Below are 16282 nucleotides of genomic sequence, written 5' to 3' on the forward strand. Positions count from 1 at the left end.
CTACTTAGTAATGATTTCCGGTCCCATCAGCGTCGTTGGCAACCAAGTTGACACCCAAGGAACGTACGTCACGATAATGAGGAATAAGAACATCACCGCCACCCACGGTAGCGCCGCTTTAACCACATTCATCATCGACATTTTGGCGACCCCAGCAGTCACAAACAAGTTAAGTCCAACAGGTGGCGTAATCATGCCAATTTCCATGTTAACGACCATCATGATGCCAAGGTGAATCGGATCGATGCCCAGAGCGATCGCTATTGGGAACACTAGCGGTGCCACAATGATCAACAAGCCCGAAGGTTCCATAAACTGACCACCAATTAACAGCAGCACGTTCACGACAATCAAGAAAGTAATAGGACCTAGCCCCGCCGACAGCATAGATTCAGTGATCATTTGCGGTATGCGTTCTTCTGTCAGCACATGCTTAAGAATCAAAGCGTTGGCAATGATAAACAGTAACATGATGGTCAGCTTGCCTGCTTCATACAAGGTGTGTTTGGTGTCTTTATGAACGAAAGTCTGAAACACTTTAACTAAGGCTGGTTTACTATTTTGCTTATCAGCAAAGGGACCCATGTCTTTGTAAACGAAGTTGGCAATGAAGAAGGAATACACCGCCGCCACTGCCGCCGCTTCTGTTGGGGTAAAGATACCGCCGTAGATACCCCCCAAAATGATCACCACCAACAACAGACCCCAGCTCGCATCTTTGGCGGCATCAAAGGTTTCTTTCCAACCCACGAAAGGCTGTTTGGGTAAGTTCTTGATCCGTGCGGCAATGTAAATGGCGATCATCAACATCACTCCTGCAAGTAAGCCTGGAATCACACCACCAAGGAACATACGTCCAACCGACACATCAGTTGCAGCGGCGTACACCACCATCACAATCGAAGGAGGAATCAAAATACCCAGCGTACCCGCATTACAGATCACGCCTGCAGCAAACTCTTTGGAGTAACCGTTTTTGATCATACCAGCGATAACGATACTACCGATCGCAACCACCGTCGCAGGGGACGAGCCAGAAAGTGCAGCAAACATCATGCAAGCCACAACTGATGCCATCGCTAACCCACCGCGGAACCAACCTACAATGGCAATCGCGAAGCGGATAATGCGCTTGGCAACGCCACCCGTAGACATAAAGCTAGAGGCCAAAATAAAGAAAGGTATCGCTAACAAGGTGTAGTGGCCAGCAAACGCGTTAAATAAGGTTTGTGCTACCGATGCAAGAGAAGCATCTGAGTGCATCAATAAGAAAAGAATACTGGACAGACCCAGTGAGACAGCAATTGGCACACCAATCAACATGAAGCCAATGACCATCAAGAATAACAACAGAATATCCATGATTTATTACTCCTTGCGATCTGATGACGAAGAGCCGTTTGGAATCGCATCAGCGGCTTCGCTCAGTTCTTCTTTAAGTGCTTCCAACTCTTCTTCTGCTTCATGACCTGCAATCAAACGGTCTAACTTACCCGTCGCGATCTGCCATGTGATTTGTACAAAACGAAAAGTCAGAAGTGCCATACCAAGAGGTAAAGCAAAGTAAGGAATAAAACGAGGAAGCTTCTCATAGCGTTCCCCTTCGTTGAGCCAGTCCGCTAGAAACTGAAACATCTCAGGCATAGGAATATCGTCGGTTTCATACCATGCACGCTCAGTGACAAACGGATACCAGTAATTCCAAGAGCCGATTAACAGTAGAATGGAAAATGCCAAACAACACACAGCAGCAAGCAGTGCGAGGATCTTACGTTTGCCTTCGGGGACCATGTTAATGATGACATCAACACCGATATGAAAGTGCTTCTTCACACCGTAAGAGGCACCGACCAAAACCATCCATGCGAACATGAATACCGTCAACTCAAGTGCCCAAAGGATGTTGTCGTTAAAGACATAGCGGAAAATAACATTGGCAAAAGTCAGCAACGTCATTGCACCAAGAAAGAACGCAATCAGCGTTTCTTCAATCGCATCGGTGACTCGTCCTGCCTTGGAAAAAAAAGTCTGTTCCATAATTACATCACGTCATTATTGGGATAAAAGGGTCCCCCTCCTCCATATTGGAGTACGCGAGGACCAATCGTAGTGCTTAGTGCTTTTTACTTATGAGCCCAAAGAACTTGGGCTGTTTGATTATTGGTTGGAAGCAAGAGCGGCATCGATAAGATCTGAACCAATGTCTTTCTCGAATTTCTTCCACACAGGTTGCAGTGCCGTCACCCACTCTTGACGCTGCTCAGGCGTTAAAGTACGAACCACACCACCGGCTTCAATGATGTTGTTCTTATTAGCAAGGTTCACCTTGGTTGACTCGGCATTACGCTGAGCCGTCACTTCTTGAATAATGGTATTAAGCTGTTCACGCTGATCGTCTGGTAACTTTTTCCAGAAATCGTTCGATGTCACAACTAAGTAATCTAGGATGCCGTGGTTGGTTTCAGTAATGCCATCTTGTACTTCGAAGAACTTCTTACCGTAAATGTTCGACCATGTGTTTTCCTGACCATCGATAACTTTGGTTTGAAGACCGCCATACACTTCTTTAAATGACATTTTTTGAGGGTTTGCACCAAGCTGTTCGAACTGAGCCACCAATACGTCGGAAGCTTGCACACGGAACTTCAAACCTTCCGCATCGCTAGGCAACATCAATGGCTTGTTGGCAGACATTTGCTTCATACCGTTATGCCAAAATGCCAGACCTTGCAAGCCACGACGCTTCATTGCATTTTTCAGCTTTTCACCGGATTCCGAGTTTTGGAAACGGTCGACAGCCGCCACATCCTCAAAAAGGAAAGGAAGGTCGAAGATGCGGTACTTCTTGGTGAATTTCTCAAACTTAGAAAGAGAAGGGGCAGCGAGTTGAACATCACCATTAAGCAGAGCTTCAAGCACCTTGTTGTCGTCGTAAAGCGTCGAGTTAGGGAAGACCTGCATGCAAACTTTGCCGTTCATCTCTTCATTTACACGCTTTTCCAGTAGCGAGGCAGCAATGCCTTTAGGGTGTTTATCTGTGTTCGTTACGTGACTGAACTTGATCACGGTTTCACCAGGGTCACAGTTTGCAGCAGCATTAAAGCTGGTGATGGCTAGAGCAGATACAGACAAAAGGGTTAGAGGCTTGAACATTATTATTCTCCTTGTTGAATCACATCCCATCCTTTCCATGAATACCAAACGGGCAGAGGGTGATGGGTACAGATGTTCAACAAGGAGCAAGTTGTAGACCAACTCAATTATCAACTTAAAATCAGTAAGTTAAATTAAATTCAAAAGTTAGCCAGTGCAAAAAGGGGTTAAATCCACCCATGCTAATCTGCGTGATGGGTGGAGAATGACACATTTAAGAAGAGCAGCTAATTTCCATCTTTTTCCCCCACTCTGGAGGCAGTTTGGCGTAGTCGTCCAACTCTGGCTGCTCGTCATAAGGACGCTTGAGCAATTCAGCCAGACGGCTTACTTCACTGAAGTCTCCTTCCTCTGCCTTATCAATGGCAAGTTGAGCTAGGTAGTTACGCAAGATGTATTTTGGATTCGCTCGACGCATCTTTTCACAGCGAGTTTCTGCTGATACGCACTCACCGCGCTCGTCCACTTCCAACTCACAGCGGGCAAGATATAAGTCTACCCATGCACTTGCAGCTTCTCGATCAATAAACAAATCAATCACAGCTTGGGGCGAGTTAACGTCTAAGTTAGACAACTCACGGAAGAATCGCGTGTAGTCCGTTTTGTTTTGGTTTAACAGTTCAAACATGGCTTCGAACAAGCGTCCGTCTTCTTCTATTTTGGTCAAAAGACCGAGTTTGGCGCGCATCAATTCACTGAACTTCTGGCTAAGGCGCACTTCAAACTTTCCTAGTGCGGCCTCCAGATCTTCCCGCTGCACAAGCGCTGACAAAGAATGTGCTAAAGCCGAAAGGTTCCAAAGAGCGATACGTGGTTGCTGTTCAAAGGCATACCGCCCTTGGTAGTCCGAATGGTTGCAGATGTAATTAGGATCGTAGTCGTCGAGGAAGCCAAACGGTCCATAATCAAAAGTTTGCCCGAGTATCGACATGTTGTCGGTATTCATCACACCGTGGGCAAAACCATAGGCTTGCCAGTACGCAATCATAACTGAGGTTTTCTCCACGATGGTCTCGAACATGGCAGCATATGGTTTCTCCACTTCTAAACAATCTGGGAAATACCACTCGATGACTTTATCAGCGAGGTACTTTTGCTCACTAAGTTGGTTGGTGTAGAAAAAATGCTCAAAGTGACCGAAGCGAATGTGCGTTTCAGCGATTCGAATCAGTAGCGCGCCATATTCCATCTTCTCACGGTAAACAGGCGTATCGCTGTCCATCATGCCAAGCGCTCTGGTCGTAGGAATGCCTAACCCGGCCATGGCTTCACTGCACAGATATTCGCGGATCGTAGAGCGCAATACTGCCCGACCATCCCCCATCCGTGAGTACGGCGTGAGCCCTGCTCCTTTGAGGTGAATATCAAACCAAGTGCCATTTTGGTGTTGCATCTCAGCCAGTAACAACCCGCGACCGTCACCTAAATCCGGGTTGTACACGCCAAATTGATGCCCTGCGTACTTCATTGCCAAAGGAGCAAATGATGCAAATTCGTTTTGCCCTGCAAACACATTCAACAACTCTTCATTCGCGCTTTCTGGTAAGCCAAATTGCTTCGCTAATTCTCCGTTCCAAACAACCCAACGTGTGTTATCTAAAGGCTGTGGCGTGACATAAGTGAAAAACGCAGATGGCAGGTCACTGAAGCGATGGGTGAAATTAACACCTTCCCAGATGGACATAGTGGTTCCTTAATAAAACGACTTCCTAAACGTGAGTATAAGCGCTGAACAGCTTTCTCTTCAGCCACGAATTATTCATGGGTATTTACGAAATACCGATAACGACAGACCAACATGAGATGACTTCACAACGCGTCACTGTACTACGGGGACGAGACAACTAAAGAAATAAAAAAGCCACTCGGCTGAGTGGCTTTAATGAATGAACAAGAGACGCTTATTGCTCGCGACGACGCCAGCCAAACAGCCCCAATAACAATAGTGCCCAGTAAGACAAAGCACCACCGCCACTATCCGAATTGTCAAAACTTAAGCTGCTTACCGAAGCCACCACTGACACATTCACTGAGCCAGTCGCCAAGCCACCATTCCCATCCGACACGGTGTATTCCAGTTGAACATTCGCCACTTGATCTTGAGGTGCTTGGTATTGGATCTTTCCATCCACCACACTTGCCGTTCCCACGCCGGATGGATTACTCACGCTCTGCAACACTAAGCGATCTTCATTGAAATCTGAATCATTGGCGAGCACGTTGATCATAATGCTCTTTCCAGACTCAACACTGGCGCTATCTTGATTAGTAACCGGCGGCGTGTTCTCAACATCAACACTAACCGTCGCGGTTGCAGACAAACCGCTAGGGTCCGTGACTGTCACTTGGAAGGTAAGCGTCTCGCCCGCCTTCGTTCCTTGCGCCACAGTAAACTTCGCGTTCACACTATTCGCATCTGAAATAATGGCTTTAGTACCCGTCGTTTGCTGCCATCTATAGTTAAGTGCATCACCATCAGGGTCAGAGCTTGAAGAAGCTGACAAGCTGCCTTGCCCGTTCGCTGTCATGCTACCGATATCAACTTCGGCATTGGCTGTTGGCGCTTCATTTTGACCATTAACACGCACTTGCACCGCCACTGGCAGCGATTTCAGCGCACCGTCTGAAGAAACAAGACGATACTGGAAACTGTCATTACCCACGAAGTTTTCTTTAGGTGTGTATTGGGTGCCGCTCAATGTGCCATGCGTAGGTTGTTGCGTGTATTCCACATTGAATTGATAGCCAGGGGCAATAAAGTCATTCGACGTAAGCGCAAGCGTTACAGGCACGTTTTTGTCCGTCGTCACCGTGTCCGTTTTAGCCTCTACGATATTGCTTGAATCAATATCAAACAGCGCGCCAAAAGGAATGTAAGAGAAGTTTTGACGCATTAAACCCGAAGAGTAAATACGTTCACGATCTCCTGCCCAAATCGTTGGCACTGCTTCTTGTTCCGTCGCTAAGGTGCTTCTAAAGTTATAGTTAGATTCAAAACGCCCGTTCTCAATTTCAACCACAAGCAAATGCTTACCTGCCGTTATGCGACTTGGTTGTTCAAACAGAATACGAGTGCTGCTACGAAGTGAGCCTGCCTGCAGAAGCTGCGCCTCATTTTGATCGAACTGCAAACTGAACGATTCAAATCCAGGATGTGGGAAACGCCATACCTTGTAGTTCATCACCCCAGCATTGTCATTAGGTGTCACATAAAGTTGCAAGCCATCCAATTCTGAAGCCACTTTAAGATCCAAAGAGACAGCCAAAGCGTCATCAGAGCTTGGGTAAACATATCCTCGATGGAACGAGTTTTGCCACGCCGACTTGTTTGGCTCACTTGGCATGGTTAATGAAAACGTTGCCGAGTTTGATTCACTTGAGATATTTGAGATACGAACACCCGTGTTAAAGCCTGCTATGCCGGTCAAACTAGGGTTGGAATCGTCAGAAATGTTCGTGCCACCATTTGGATAAAGATCTCGATCGTCGCTAGGAAAACCGGCTTCCAATTGTTTGCGTCCGTCAGCTTGCATGATCTGCACCTGCATATCACCGACATCATTGAATCGATTTGAGATGTTCACCGACGTTGCCAACACCCCTTCTGATACCAATGCTCGGTCGTACCCTTCAAACCGTCTATTCTCAAGGTAGATACGAGGACCGAACTCTTTAAGATAAGGATCAAGATAAACGAGCTTCACTTGCCCATTTTCAACCGAAGCAGATTCATCGCTGGATTGCGCAATGTCCGGCAGTACAAAGCCCGCAGCATGCTTACTCCAAGCACTCATGTTGACCGGTGTATCTCCAGCATAACGGTCGCCTTCTTTCTTCGCCCAAGAACCACCACCCATCACGCCCCACTGGCCAATAGATGCATCGCTGTTGTAAGAGTACAAATCCGGTAACCCAAGCATCAGGTGACCAAGTTCATGGACGATCACCCCCAATGTGGATTGATGCGTCTGCTGAAAGTCAGCAAACACACAGTAGTCTCTGATGGTAGTTCCGTCGATTGACACCGTATCATGTGAGTATTTGTGCGGCCATATAGAAGGACGATCTAGCTGGTTTGCCGCCAAGTCCCCACCAGCAAAAACAAACATAACCGAGAGCTCTGTTGGTTCGACACGACCGCTGCTGTCGGTGTCGTATTGAGCTAAGTTGATGTATTGGTCTAGCTTTTGGTACGCCTCAGAAAAAACCGCCTTAAGCTTGGTATTACAAGCATCACCGCTGGTTTTGGTGCTACAGTTAGGATGGTTTTGGTTCACCGTGACACTAATAACGCCATCATCCACAGTGCCATAGCTTTCCTTCGCTGGTACGACGCGATACTTCCCATGTGAGTTCTTGTCATAATAATCCACCACGCTTTGACGATTTTCGCCAAACACCAACTGTTGAAAATCGTTAACCATAGTCTGGTTATTAAACGACACCTCAACCACCAGCAAAGGCTGTTGAACCACACTCGATGAACTCATTGCTCGGTATCCTTGCTGAGCTTGGCGCATCAAGTTTGCACGAGCTTGGGGTTCTAGTGTTCTCAAAGAAGAAAGAGAAGGTTTTAATAGTACATCAGGGCGGTTTTTCGATACTTGTGGAGCGATTGCAGATTGTGTTTTTTCTACTCCAGTCGAGACAAGTAGCGACTGATCCGCTTCTCGCTTGATCTCAGCAAAAAACCAAGTGTCACCGTCTTTGATTAACGCATTTCCTTGCTTATCTTCATGCCAGTAGAAACTAGCGGTACCGCGAACCAGAATTTCACTGACCGTCCCATCACTGAGAGTCACGGGTTGCCAAATAGGAGATGGGGGGGTGGTTGCCATGCTGTGACCAGAAATCAGCGCGGTCAACATGGTGAGTGCGAGAGTCTTTAACTTCAAACTACGGCTCCATGAGTTCGATGTGTAAGCCATGCATCTCATATGCAAATGATTACAACAAGTTATATATAGTGGAGCTATAAAATAGTACAGAAATCGAGAAGGAATGAAATGCTGTGACAGGAGTAGATCGAAATTATTTGCATTCGCTCACTAATTTTATAAAAAACGCGAGAGCCGAATAATCAAAACTCTCGCGTAAGCTATTAATATTAAAAGATTAAAATGCAATTAACCTGTTAAAACGTTATCTTCTGGGTATTTAATTAATGTCGGTTCTGGTCGCGCCAGCATGTAGGCTAGTGTCAATGGACCAATACGACCGATGATCATCACAACGATCATGATGTACTTACCTGGTTCCGACAGTTCTGCTGTCAATCCAGCCGTCAAACCTACCGTCGCAAAGGCAGAAATGGTTTCAAACATGACCTTATCAAACGCGGCTTTCTCAGTAATCATCAACAAAAACATCGCAGTGGTGAGGATAGCGCCACTTACCACGATAATCGCTAATGACTTGGTTACGGTTTGCCAATTCACCGTGCGTTTAAAGATCACAACATGCTTTTTCTGGCGCAAGAACGCCCATGTTGCCATAAATGCCACTGCAAAAGTCGACACTTTAATACCACCACCTGTAGAGGTTGAGCCCGCACCAATCAACATCAGTACGATCATCACTAACAAAGCAGGTTGGGTAAACTGAGCCAAATCTACGCTGTTAAACCCAGCGGTACGTGCACTTGCCGATTGGAAGAAAGCCGCTAGCCATTGCCCCGCAACAGGCAAAGACGCCATGGTATTTGGGTTATGTCTTTCCAGTAGCCAAAACAAAATAGTACCGACGCCAAGCAATGCAGGTGTCGCGATCAACATGATTTTGGTGTGCAGATGCAAAAAGTGAAAGCCTTTACGCCAATGCAGCCATAAATCACCGATCACGGTGAAGCCCAAGCCACCGAAGATAAACAAACCCGCTAGGGTGAAAATCACCACTGGGTCGTTAACAAAGCTCATCATACTATCGGAGAACAACGCAAATCCTGCGTTATTGAATGCTGAAATAGAATGAAACAGCGCATAAAACATGCCTGTTTGCCAGCCCATTTCTGGCACCCAGCGGAAAGATAGAAAGATAAATCCAATGGTCTCAGCAATCAGAGCAAAGACAACGATTTTCTTGACCAATTTACGTAAGTTGACTTGGCGATCTTGCCCTAATGCATCTTTCGCAAGTGCTTGTTGACGCAAACTCAAACGAACACCAAACATATACAGCAGCACCGCAGACAGCGTCATCTGCCCTAGCCCACCAATTTGCATTAAGAGCATCAATAGCACTTTACCCGCCAAGGTAAAGTGCTGCCCGGTATCTACGACACCAAGCCCCGTTACACTGATAGCCGAAGTCGCGGTGAACAAAGCGTCAGTGATAGAAAGCCCGGTTACAGAAAAAACCGGCAGGGTCAGCAAAACAGCAGAAGGCAATAACACACCGAGAAAGCTCAGCAATATAATGCGCGGTTCGCCACCTTTCGCTTTATCTCGTTTGCCATCTGGGGCATAAAACACGCCTCTCTGATGAAATTGCTTCATAGTGATTTCAACTTGCTCGCAAGTTTGTCTTGGGGTCCCACAACAATGATGAGATCGCCGATCTCCAGCGTTGAATTGAGATCCGGTGCTTTGGTGATTTCTGGACCGCGTTTAAAGCCAAGCACTTGTACACCTTCCACCTTACATAAGGCTAAATCGCCAAGTGTTTTGCCCATCCAACGAGAGCCAATCACAAACTCTGTCATGGCTAAGCCACTGCCTAGTGGATGAAACTCCAACACACGTTTGTCCAGCATCTTACGCGCCACACGAATACCCATATCACGCTCTGGCATGATGACGTGGTCTGCACCAATTTTTTGTAGTACACGCGCTTGGAAGCGATCATTCGCTTTTACCCAAACCGATTTCACACCCGCTTCTTTTGCGATAAGTGTTGCGAGGATGCTGGCATTGACGTCTGCACCAATAGCAATCATGACCATGTCATAATCATCAAGCTTGAGTTCTGCGACTGTCTCTTCATGAGTACAGTTCGCTACGATGGCTTGGCTAACAAATCCCGCCGCTTCTTTCACTCGGTCTTCGTTAATGTCTACCGCCAAAACTTGTGAACCTGAATCCTGCAGTTCTTTACAAACGGCCAAGCCGAAACGACCTAGACCAATTACAGCAAATTGCTTATCACCAGTTTTCATTCGTGCCTCATTTATGCGTTGAATAGCAGGCGCGAAAGTCTGCGCCTATTCCTCACCATCTGCAAACATGACGACAAAAAATTGACAAAACCCTAACTCAAACCTTCGCGCAAGATCTAACCAAAGCGTAAGACACATTGAACGAGTTTTCCTAATTATTAGCAATTAAATCAAAAGAATAACTACATGCTTCACACTTCATCTGTGCATGGTTTTCGCTATCAAATAAAGAAAGAAAACTGAGACCACGTTGAACAAAAAGCCAGAGAGAAAAGAAAAAAGTAAAAAATAAGCCGCATCGAGGTGCGGCTTATCATGTAGAAAAGAGCTATCAAACGTTATTTAGCGTTACATTTATCACCATTTTCGCGACGTGGACGCTGATCTTGCGGTTTACGCTTGTTCTTCGGTACGTAGTTCAGAATCGAAATTGGCACAGGTTTTCTCGGTGCAAATCCTTCAATTTCTACACGCTCTAGCAAATGACCAAGGCGGCTTTCGATCATGCACAGGTTTTTGAAATCGTCTTTCGATACCAGTGAAATCGCCTCGCCCTCTGCACCAGCACGACCAGTACGACCAATGCGGTGTACATATTCATCTGCTGGGTAAGGTAGATCGTAGTTAATTACGACAGGCAAGTTATCAATATCGATGCCACGTGCCGCCACACCCGTTGCCACTAAGTATTGGATTTCACCGGCTTTGAACTTCTCTATTAGTTCTTGGCGAACACGTTGGTTACGACCACTGTGGAAAGCTTCAGCCACAATGCCACGCTTCTCTAATTGAGTAACCAGTTTCGCTGCGCCATGTTTTGTCTCGATGAACACCAACACTTGCGACCAGTCGTTCTCATTCAACATGTGGCTCAGTAGTGAGGATTTCATGTCTTTATCAACGGTGGTGATCCATTGCTTAATGTTTGACTTAGACGCGCTGTGTTTTGCAATGGTGATTTCTTCAGGATCAACAATTGCATTCTTTGCCAAATCACGAACTGGGTTAGATAAGGTCGCGGAGAACAGCAAGCTTTGAATATCTTCTGGCATGCAATCGATGATCTTATCAATCGAATCAATAAAGCCCATATCCAACATTTTGTCAGCTTCATCTAGGACCAGCATTTCCACTTCATCAAAGTGAATAGCACGCTGACCGTATAGATCAATCAAACGACCTGGAGTGCTTACGACAATGTCTACGCCTTCAATCAACGCTTGTTTTTGCGGTGCGTAATCCACACCACCGAACATCGCCATAGAACGCAATGGTAGATTTTTGCCATACGCTTCAATGCTCTGATGAACCTGAAGAGCCAATTCGCGCGTTGGCGTTAGGATGATCGCACGTGCACGCTTTTTACGTTGCGTTTCGCCGCGGCTCAGTTTTTCTAAGATTGGTAATACAAAGCTGGCAGTTTTACCTGTACCCGTTTGTGCTGCGGCAATTAGGTTACTACCACGCAGAACAATAGGAATGGCTTTTTGTTGGATAGAAGTCGGTTTTTCGTAACCCAGCGCCTTCACAGCATCTGTGATAGAAGCACTTAAACCAAGCTTAGAAAATGGCATACAAACGTCTCAACGAAGAAATGGGCGCGTAGTGTATCAGAATCCGAACTAAGTAACAGAATCTATCTGTCTCCAGCAGAGGCTTACTGAAATCTACTCGTGGCGACAAAGAAATTCTATCCTTTTAATAAGTCATTCAATTGTTACAGCGTGATGATTTATTCGCCACTTCACGTTTCTTGTATTTGAACCTCGTTATGCTGCTAGGGTGTGCATCACTGGAAAACTTCATGGACATTTTATTACTGGTTGGATTAATCGCGCTCAATGGTGTGTTCGCCATGTCTGAGATTGCATTAGTGACTGCCAAAAGCGGTCGACTGAAAAAGTCAGCCGAACACAGCTCTTCCGCTCGTCTTGCTTTAGAGCTTAAGAATAACCCCACTCAATTTCTCTCTACTATACAAATCGGCATCACCGTCATTGGCATCCTCAGCGGTATTTTTGGTGAAGCAACCCTCTCAGTTCCATTCGGGCATTGGCTCGTCGCACAAGGTTTAGAGCGTGAGATAGCAAATATCCTTGCAACGGCAATTGTGGTGGTCATGATCACTTACTTCGCCATCGTGATTGGTGAGCTCGTGCCAAAGCGTTTTGCACAAAACAATGCCGAACGCATCGCTGTCATCGTTGCCTACCCAATCCACTGGCTAGCAAAATTGACCACGCCATTTGTCATGCTACTGACCGTTTCGACCGACACACTGCTTAAGCTTCTACGCCAAAACAACGCAGGCGAAATCGTCACAGAAGAGGACATCTTTGCTGTCGTTAGCGAAGGTTCCGAATGTGGTGCTATTGAGCCTCAAGAACAATTGATGATCCGTAACTTGCTCCACCTTAATGACCGACTAGCACTTTCACTCATGACACCGAGATGCGATATCCATTATCTCGATTTAGATTTACCTCTCGATGCGATTTTGAGGAATCTACGTCAAACTCAGCATTCTGTTTGGCCCGTCTGCAAAGGAGGGTTAGATAACATTATCGGCACCGTTTCCTCTAAGGCGTTATTAGATGAATACGATGAGCTATCCATTTCTCGCTTAGCCAAGCTGTTGAAACGGTCGCGCTTCGTACCCGAATCAATGAAAGGTCTACCACTGCTCAATTACATGCAACAAACCAGTACCGAGATGGTGTTTATCGTCGACGAATATGGCGATGTGCAAGGACTAGTAACTCACTACGATCTGCTTAAATCCATCGCTGGTGAATTGGGCATGGCACCACAGCAACTCTGGGCAAAGAAACAGAAAGATGGCAGTTGGATCATGGATGCGCTGATCCCACTTAACGAGTTGAAGTACAAACTAACGTTGAACCATATTGAAGGCGAAGAAATAGAAGGATTCCAAACATTGAATGGTTTTCTGACGTGGTTAATTGGGCGCGTGCCGACTCAAGGAGAAACCGTCGAATATCAACAATGGCAATTTGAGATACTACACGTGAAGAATAATCGCATTGTCCAAGTCAAAGTCACCGAGTCGCTCTGTAAAATGAAAAGCGATTAAAGCGGAATAAAAAAGCAGCTTCCGGCTAGGAGGCTGCTTGTTAGATCAAACCAGTATTCGCTTTAGAATAGGTAAGTTGCACTTACGTATGCACTGCGACCTTTCTCTGAATAACCGTAGTAGTCGTCTTCATCATCAAGCTCGACATCAAAGATGTTGTTCAAGCCAGCTTTAAGATTGAGCTGTTGGAAGTCATAAGCAACACCAAGACCGACAAGCGTGTAGCCATCTACTGTTTTGTTCTCACGGCTTAGGTTTGTGATCACCTGTTCACCAACGTAGTTTACTCGCGCAAACGTAGTGAATGCGTCAAACACTTCCCAGTTCAAATCAAGATTTGCAAGATGCTCTGGCGTCTTCATTAGCGTATCACCCGTGCTCTTGTCTTTCGCGTCCGTGTAGGTGTAGTTACCCTTTAGGTTGATGCTGTCAGTAATATCATACCAACCTTCAAGCTCGATACCTTTGATCTCTGCTTTACCGATGTTTTGGTAAGTGAAGATAGGCATTTTACCAACCGCACCAACTGGCTTGGTTAGGTCGCGTTCAATCTTGTTCTTAAAGTCCGTGTAGTAGTACATCAAACCAACACCCATAGACGTGGACTCATAAGCAAAACCGGCTTCGTAGCTTTCTGATTCTTCAGGTTTTAGATCATCGTTACCCGTTAACCAACAACGGTTACCACAACTGATTACACGTACTTGATCGCTGCTTTCCATCATACCCGGCGCACGGAAACCACCACCCGCACCACCTTTGAACACAAATTCATCGGTGAAGCTATAAACTGCATATGCTCTTGGACTGAAGTGACTACCATACACTTCATGGAAGTCTTGACGACCACCAAGTGTCAGCGCCAATTTATCGAGATCGAACTCACCCTGAACAAAAACCGCGCCTTGATAGTTATCGATGTCGCCTGATGGTACATCTCGGCTGTTTTCCAATTCAGAAGTACGGTATTCGCCACCAAACACCCACTCATGTGAGTCACGCCACAAACCAGAAACTTTAAAATCAAGCGTGTTGTTTTGTAGCTCAACATCAGCAGCGCCATTGGTGTACGCCGTACTTGCATCATCAAGCTTCATATTTTCGCCATACAAACGTACTTGTGTATCCACAGACTCCCATGCACCTTCATGCGTCAGTCCGTAGTTCCAACGCGTTGAGTCTTGAGAATTTGTTTGCGCACCCGAACGAGGATGGACCCAATCCGCTTCACGCTCATCGTTGGTGTAAATCACATCGGCGATCAAACGCTGTTCATCAGTAAGCTGCCAAGCCATCTCACCAAATACATTGGTGGTGTCTTTCTTTTCTAATGCATCAAAGGTCGGGTTAGTATCGGTACGCCACGGATCTCTTGAAGAGCTTTCAACAATGATGCTGCCTTCAAGGTTTTGTGCGATTTCACCACCAGCGTAAGCATGACCTTTAACACCATCACCACCGTCGCCTTCAAGAATGCTTTCGTATTCCAAACCAACAGAACCTGATGTCTCTTTGGTTGGCGACTTCAAGATAACGTTGACCACACCACCCATCGCTTCAGACCCATACAGGGAAGAAACCGGACCGCGAACCACTTCAATTCTCTGAACCGCAGTCAGTGGGATGCTTGATAAGTCAAAATCGTTACCACGAATCAAAGCATCTTGAGAGTTAATACGACGACCGTTAATCAAAACCAAGGTGTGCTTAGAATCCAGACCACGAATACGAATGGTGTTACGACCGTAAGCTGTACTACTCAACACACTCACCCCGGTAGCACTACGCACCGCTTCTGAAATGTCTTTTACCGGCATCTTAGCGAGATCGTCAGCGGTAATCACCGACACTGATGCCGGTGCAGTCAACTCTGAATGCTGTGTTAAAGACGCTGTCACGACCATGCGTTCCATTTCCACAACATCATCTTTATCGTTAGCAACTGCATGACCACTGAGTGCCGTCAAAAGTGCACCGGCAAGCACTGTCGGCATAAATGTGGGCTTTTTAACTAAACTATTCACTGCATATCCTTATATCTATTTTATAAATAAATTGAGCTCGCAAACTCTAATAAACGAATGTATAAATGACAATCATTACTACTCGTATTTACATTTAGATTTGAGCTGGGCTATATTTTTGAACTGCAACACATTGAAAAGCACCGAGCTGGGTAACATTCTCGACCCTTTCTGTCTTCAATTAGAAAGTGTCAGTCCAAGGGTTCACATCGTAAAAGCCACACCGGAGATGTATTCCAAATTGGGCTTTCCCGAGGAAGAGCAACAAATTCATAAGTCGATAGCTAAACGCCAGCGAGAATTCAGAGCAGGACGCAACGCGGCTCGTGCCGCCATACAAATGCTCTCCTTAAGCCAAGATAACGGGAACTCCCCGCTCATTTTGACGGGAAAATCCAGAGAGCCTTTATTCCCTCAGTCAATCAGTGGCAGCATCAGTCACACTGATGGTATTTGCCTCGCGGGTTGTGCATTAAAAAGTGACATCGCAAGCTTAGGGATCGACGTAGAACGCAATGTCCCCCTCGCCTCACACCTTTTTACAAGCATCTACACAGGTGACGAACAGAACTTAATCAAATCGTCTAGCCACCTACCTGATGCTCTGATATTCAGCATCAAAGAGAGCTTGTTTAAATGCTGCTTCCCCTTTGTTCAGGTGTATTTCGATTTTCTAGAAGCACAAATCACGCTGCTGCCTGAGAGTAAAAACTCAGGACAATTTCGCTTCGAGCTGATTGGAAATAACCAAACCTCTTTAACCGCCAAATTGCCCGACCTTCCATTTCATGGCTACTACTGCTTCAACAAGCAGTTTATTTTCTCACTGTGCTATTTCTCCTCATGAAGTCGTCATTC

11 protein-coding genes are annotated in these 16282 nt (G+C 46.0%); 2 read left to right on the forward strand and 9 right to left on the reverse strand.

The genetic code is table 11. From position 1 onward, the window contains the following. From MHO32_RS19120 to MHO32_RS19155, 8 genes are all read right to left on the reverse strand, one after another. The gene (locus MHO32_RS19120; protein WP_038898576.1) at positions 1 to 1362 is read right to left on the reverse strand and encodes a TRAP transporter large permease; all 1362 of its coding nucleotides are present in this window, start codon (positions 1360 to 1362) and stop codon (positions 1 to 3) included. A 6-nt stretch (positions 1363 to 1368) separates the two neighbouring features. Continuing rightward, positions 1369 to 2037 (reverse strand): TRAP transporter small permease, encoded by a 669-nt coding sequence (locus tag MHO32_RS19125; protein ID WP_239213436.1) that lies wholly within the window; start codon positions 2035 to 2037, stop codon positions 1369 to 1371. A gap of 120 nt (positions 2038 to 2157) precedes the next feature. Then, positions 2158 to 3153: a TRAP transporter substrate-binding protein gene (locus tag MHO32_RS19130; protein ID WP_009699389.1), complete on the reverse strand. Its 996-nt coding sequence runs from the start codon at positions 3151 to 3153 to the stop codon at positions 2158 to 2160. Positions 3154 to 3367: 214 nt separating this feature from the next. Beyond that, positions 3368 to 4837, reverse strand: coding sequence for a protein adenylyltransferase SelO (locus tag MHO32_RS19135; protein ID WP_239213438.1), 1470 nt, complete (start codon positions 4835 to 4837; stop codon positions 3368 to 3370). A 217-nt stretch (positions 4838 to 5054) separates the two neighbouring features. Next, a complete protein-coding gene (locus tag MHO32_RS19140; protein ID WP_239213451.1) occupies positions 5055 to 8048 on the reverse strand; it encodes a M6 family metalloprotease domain-containing protein in 2994 nt (997 codons plus the stop codon). 231 nt (positions 8049 to 8279) lie between these two features. Then, complete coding sequence (locus tag MHO32_RS19145) at positions 8280 to 9647, reverse strand: TrkH family potassium uptake protein (protein ID WP_239213453.1); 1368 nt, start codon at positions 9645 to 9647, stop codon at positions 8280 to 8282. After that, positions 9644 to 10306 carry a potassium channel family protein gene (locus MHO32_RS19150; RefSeq protein WP_005446558.1) on the reverse strand — a complete coding sequence of 221 codons (663 nt, stop codon included), beginning with the start codon at positions 10304 to 10306 and terminating at the stop codon, positions 9644 to 9646. The genes MHO32_RS19145 and MHO32_RS19150 overlap by 4 nt, the downstream gene beginning before the upstream one ends. Before the next feature lie 338 nt (positions 10307 to 10644). Next, positions 10645 to 11880 (reverse strand): DEAD/DEAH box helicase, encoded by a 1236-nt coding sequence (locus MHO32_RS19155; protein WP_239213455.1) that lies wholly within the window; start codon positions 11878 to 11880, stop codon positions 10645 to 10647. 197 nt (positions 11881 to 12077) lie between these two features. On the opposite strand from MHO32_RS19155, the gene MHO32_RS19160 reads away from it, so the two are divergent. Further along, the gene (locus MHO32_RS19160; protein WP_050924557.1) at positions 12078 to 13400 is read left to right on the forward strand and encodes a hemolysin family protein; all 1323 of its coding nucleotides are present in this window, start codon (positions 12078 to 12080) and stop codon (positions 13398 to 13400) included. A 62-nt stretch (positions 13401 to 13462) separates the two neighbouring features. On the opposite strand, the gene MHO32_RS19165 is transcribed toward MHO32_RS19160, so the two are convergent. Then, positions 13463 to 15424 carry a TonB-dependent receptor plug domain-containing protein gene (locus tag MHO32_RS19165; protein ID WP_239213457.1) on the reverse strand — a complete coding sequence of 654 codons (1962 nt, stop codon included), beginning with the start codon at positions 15422 to 15424 and terminating at the stop codon, positions 13463 to 13465. Here MHO32_RS19165 and MHO32_RS19170 point away from each other — a divergent pair. Continuing rightward, positions 15399 to 16271 carry a 4'-phosphopantetheinyl transferase family protein gene (locus MHO32_RS19170; protein ID WP_114321051.1) on the forward strand — a complete coding sequence of 291 codons (873 nt, stop codon included), beginning with the start codon at positions 15399 to 15401 and terminating at the stop codon, positions 16269 to 16271. The genes MHO32_RS19165 and MHO32_RS19170 overlap by 26 nt on opposite strands. Positions 16272 to 16282: the final 11 nt, after the last annotated feature.

The sequence above is a fragment of the Vibrio sp. MMH1-50 genome (assembly GCF_022347645.1).
Lineage (GTDB): Bacteria > Pseudomonadota > Gammaproteobacteria > Enterobacterales > Vibrionaceae > Vibrio > Vibrio harveyi.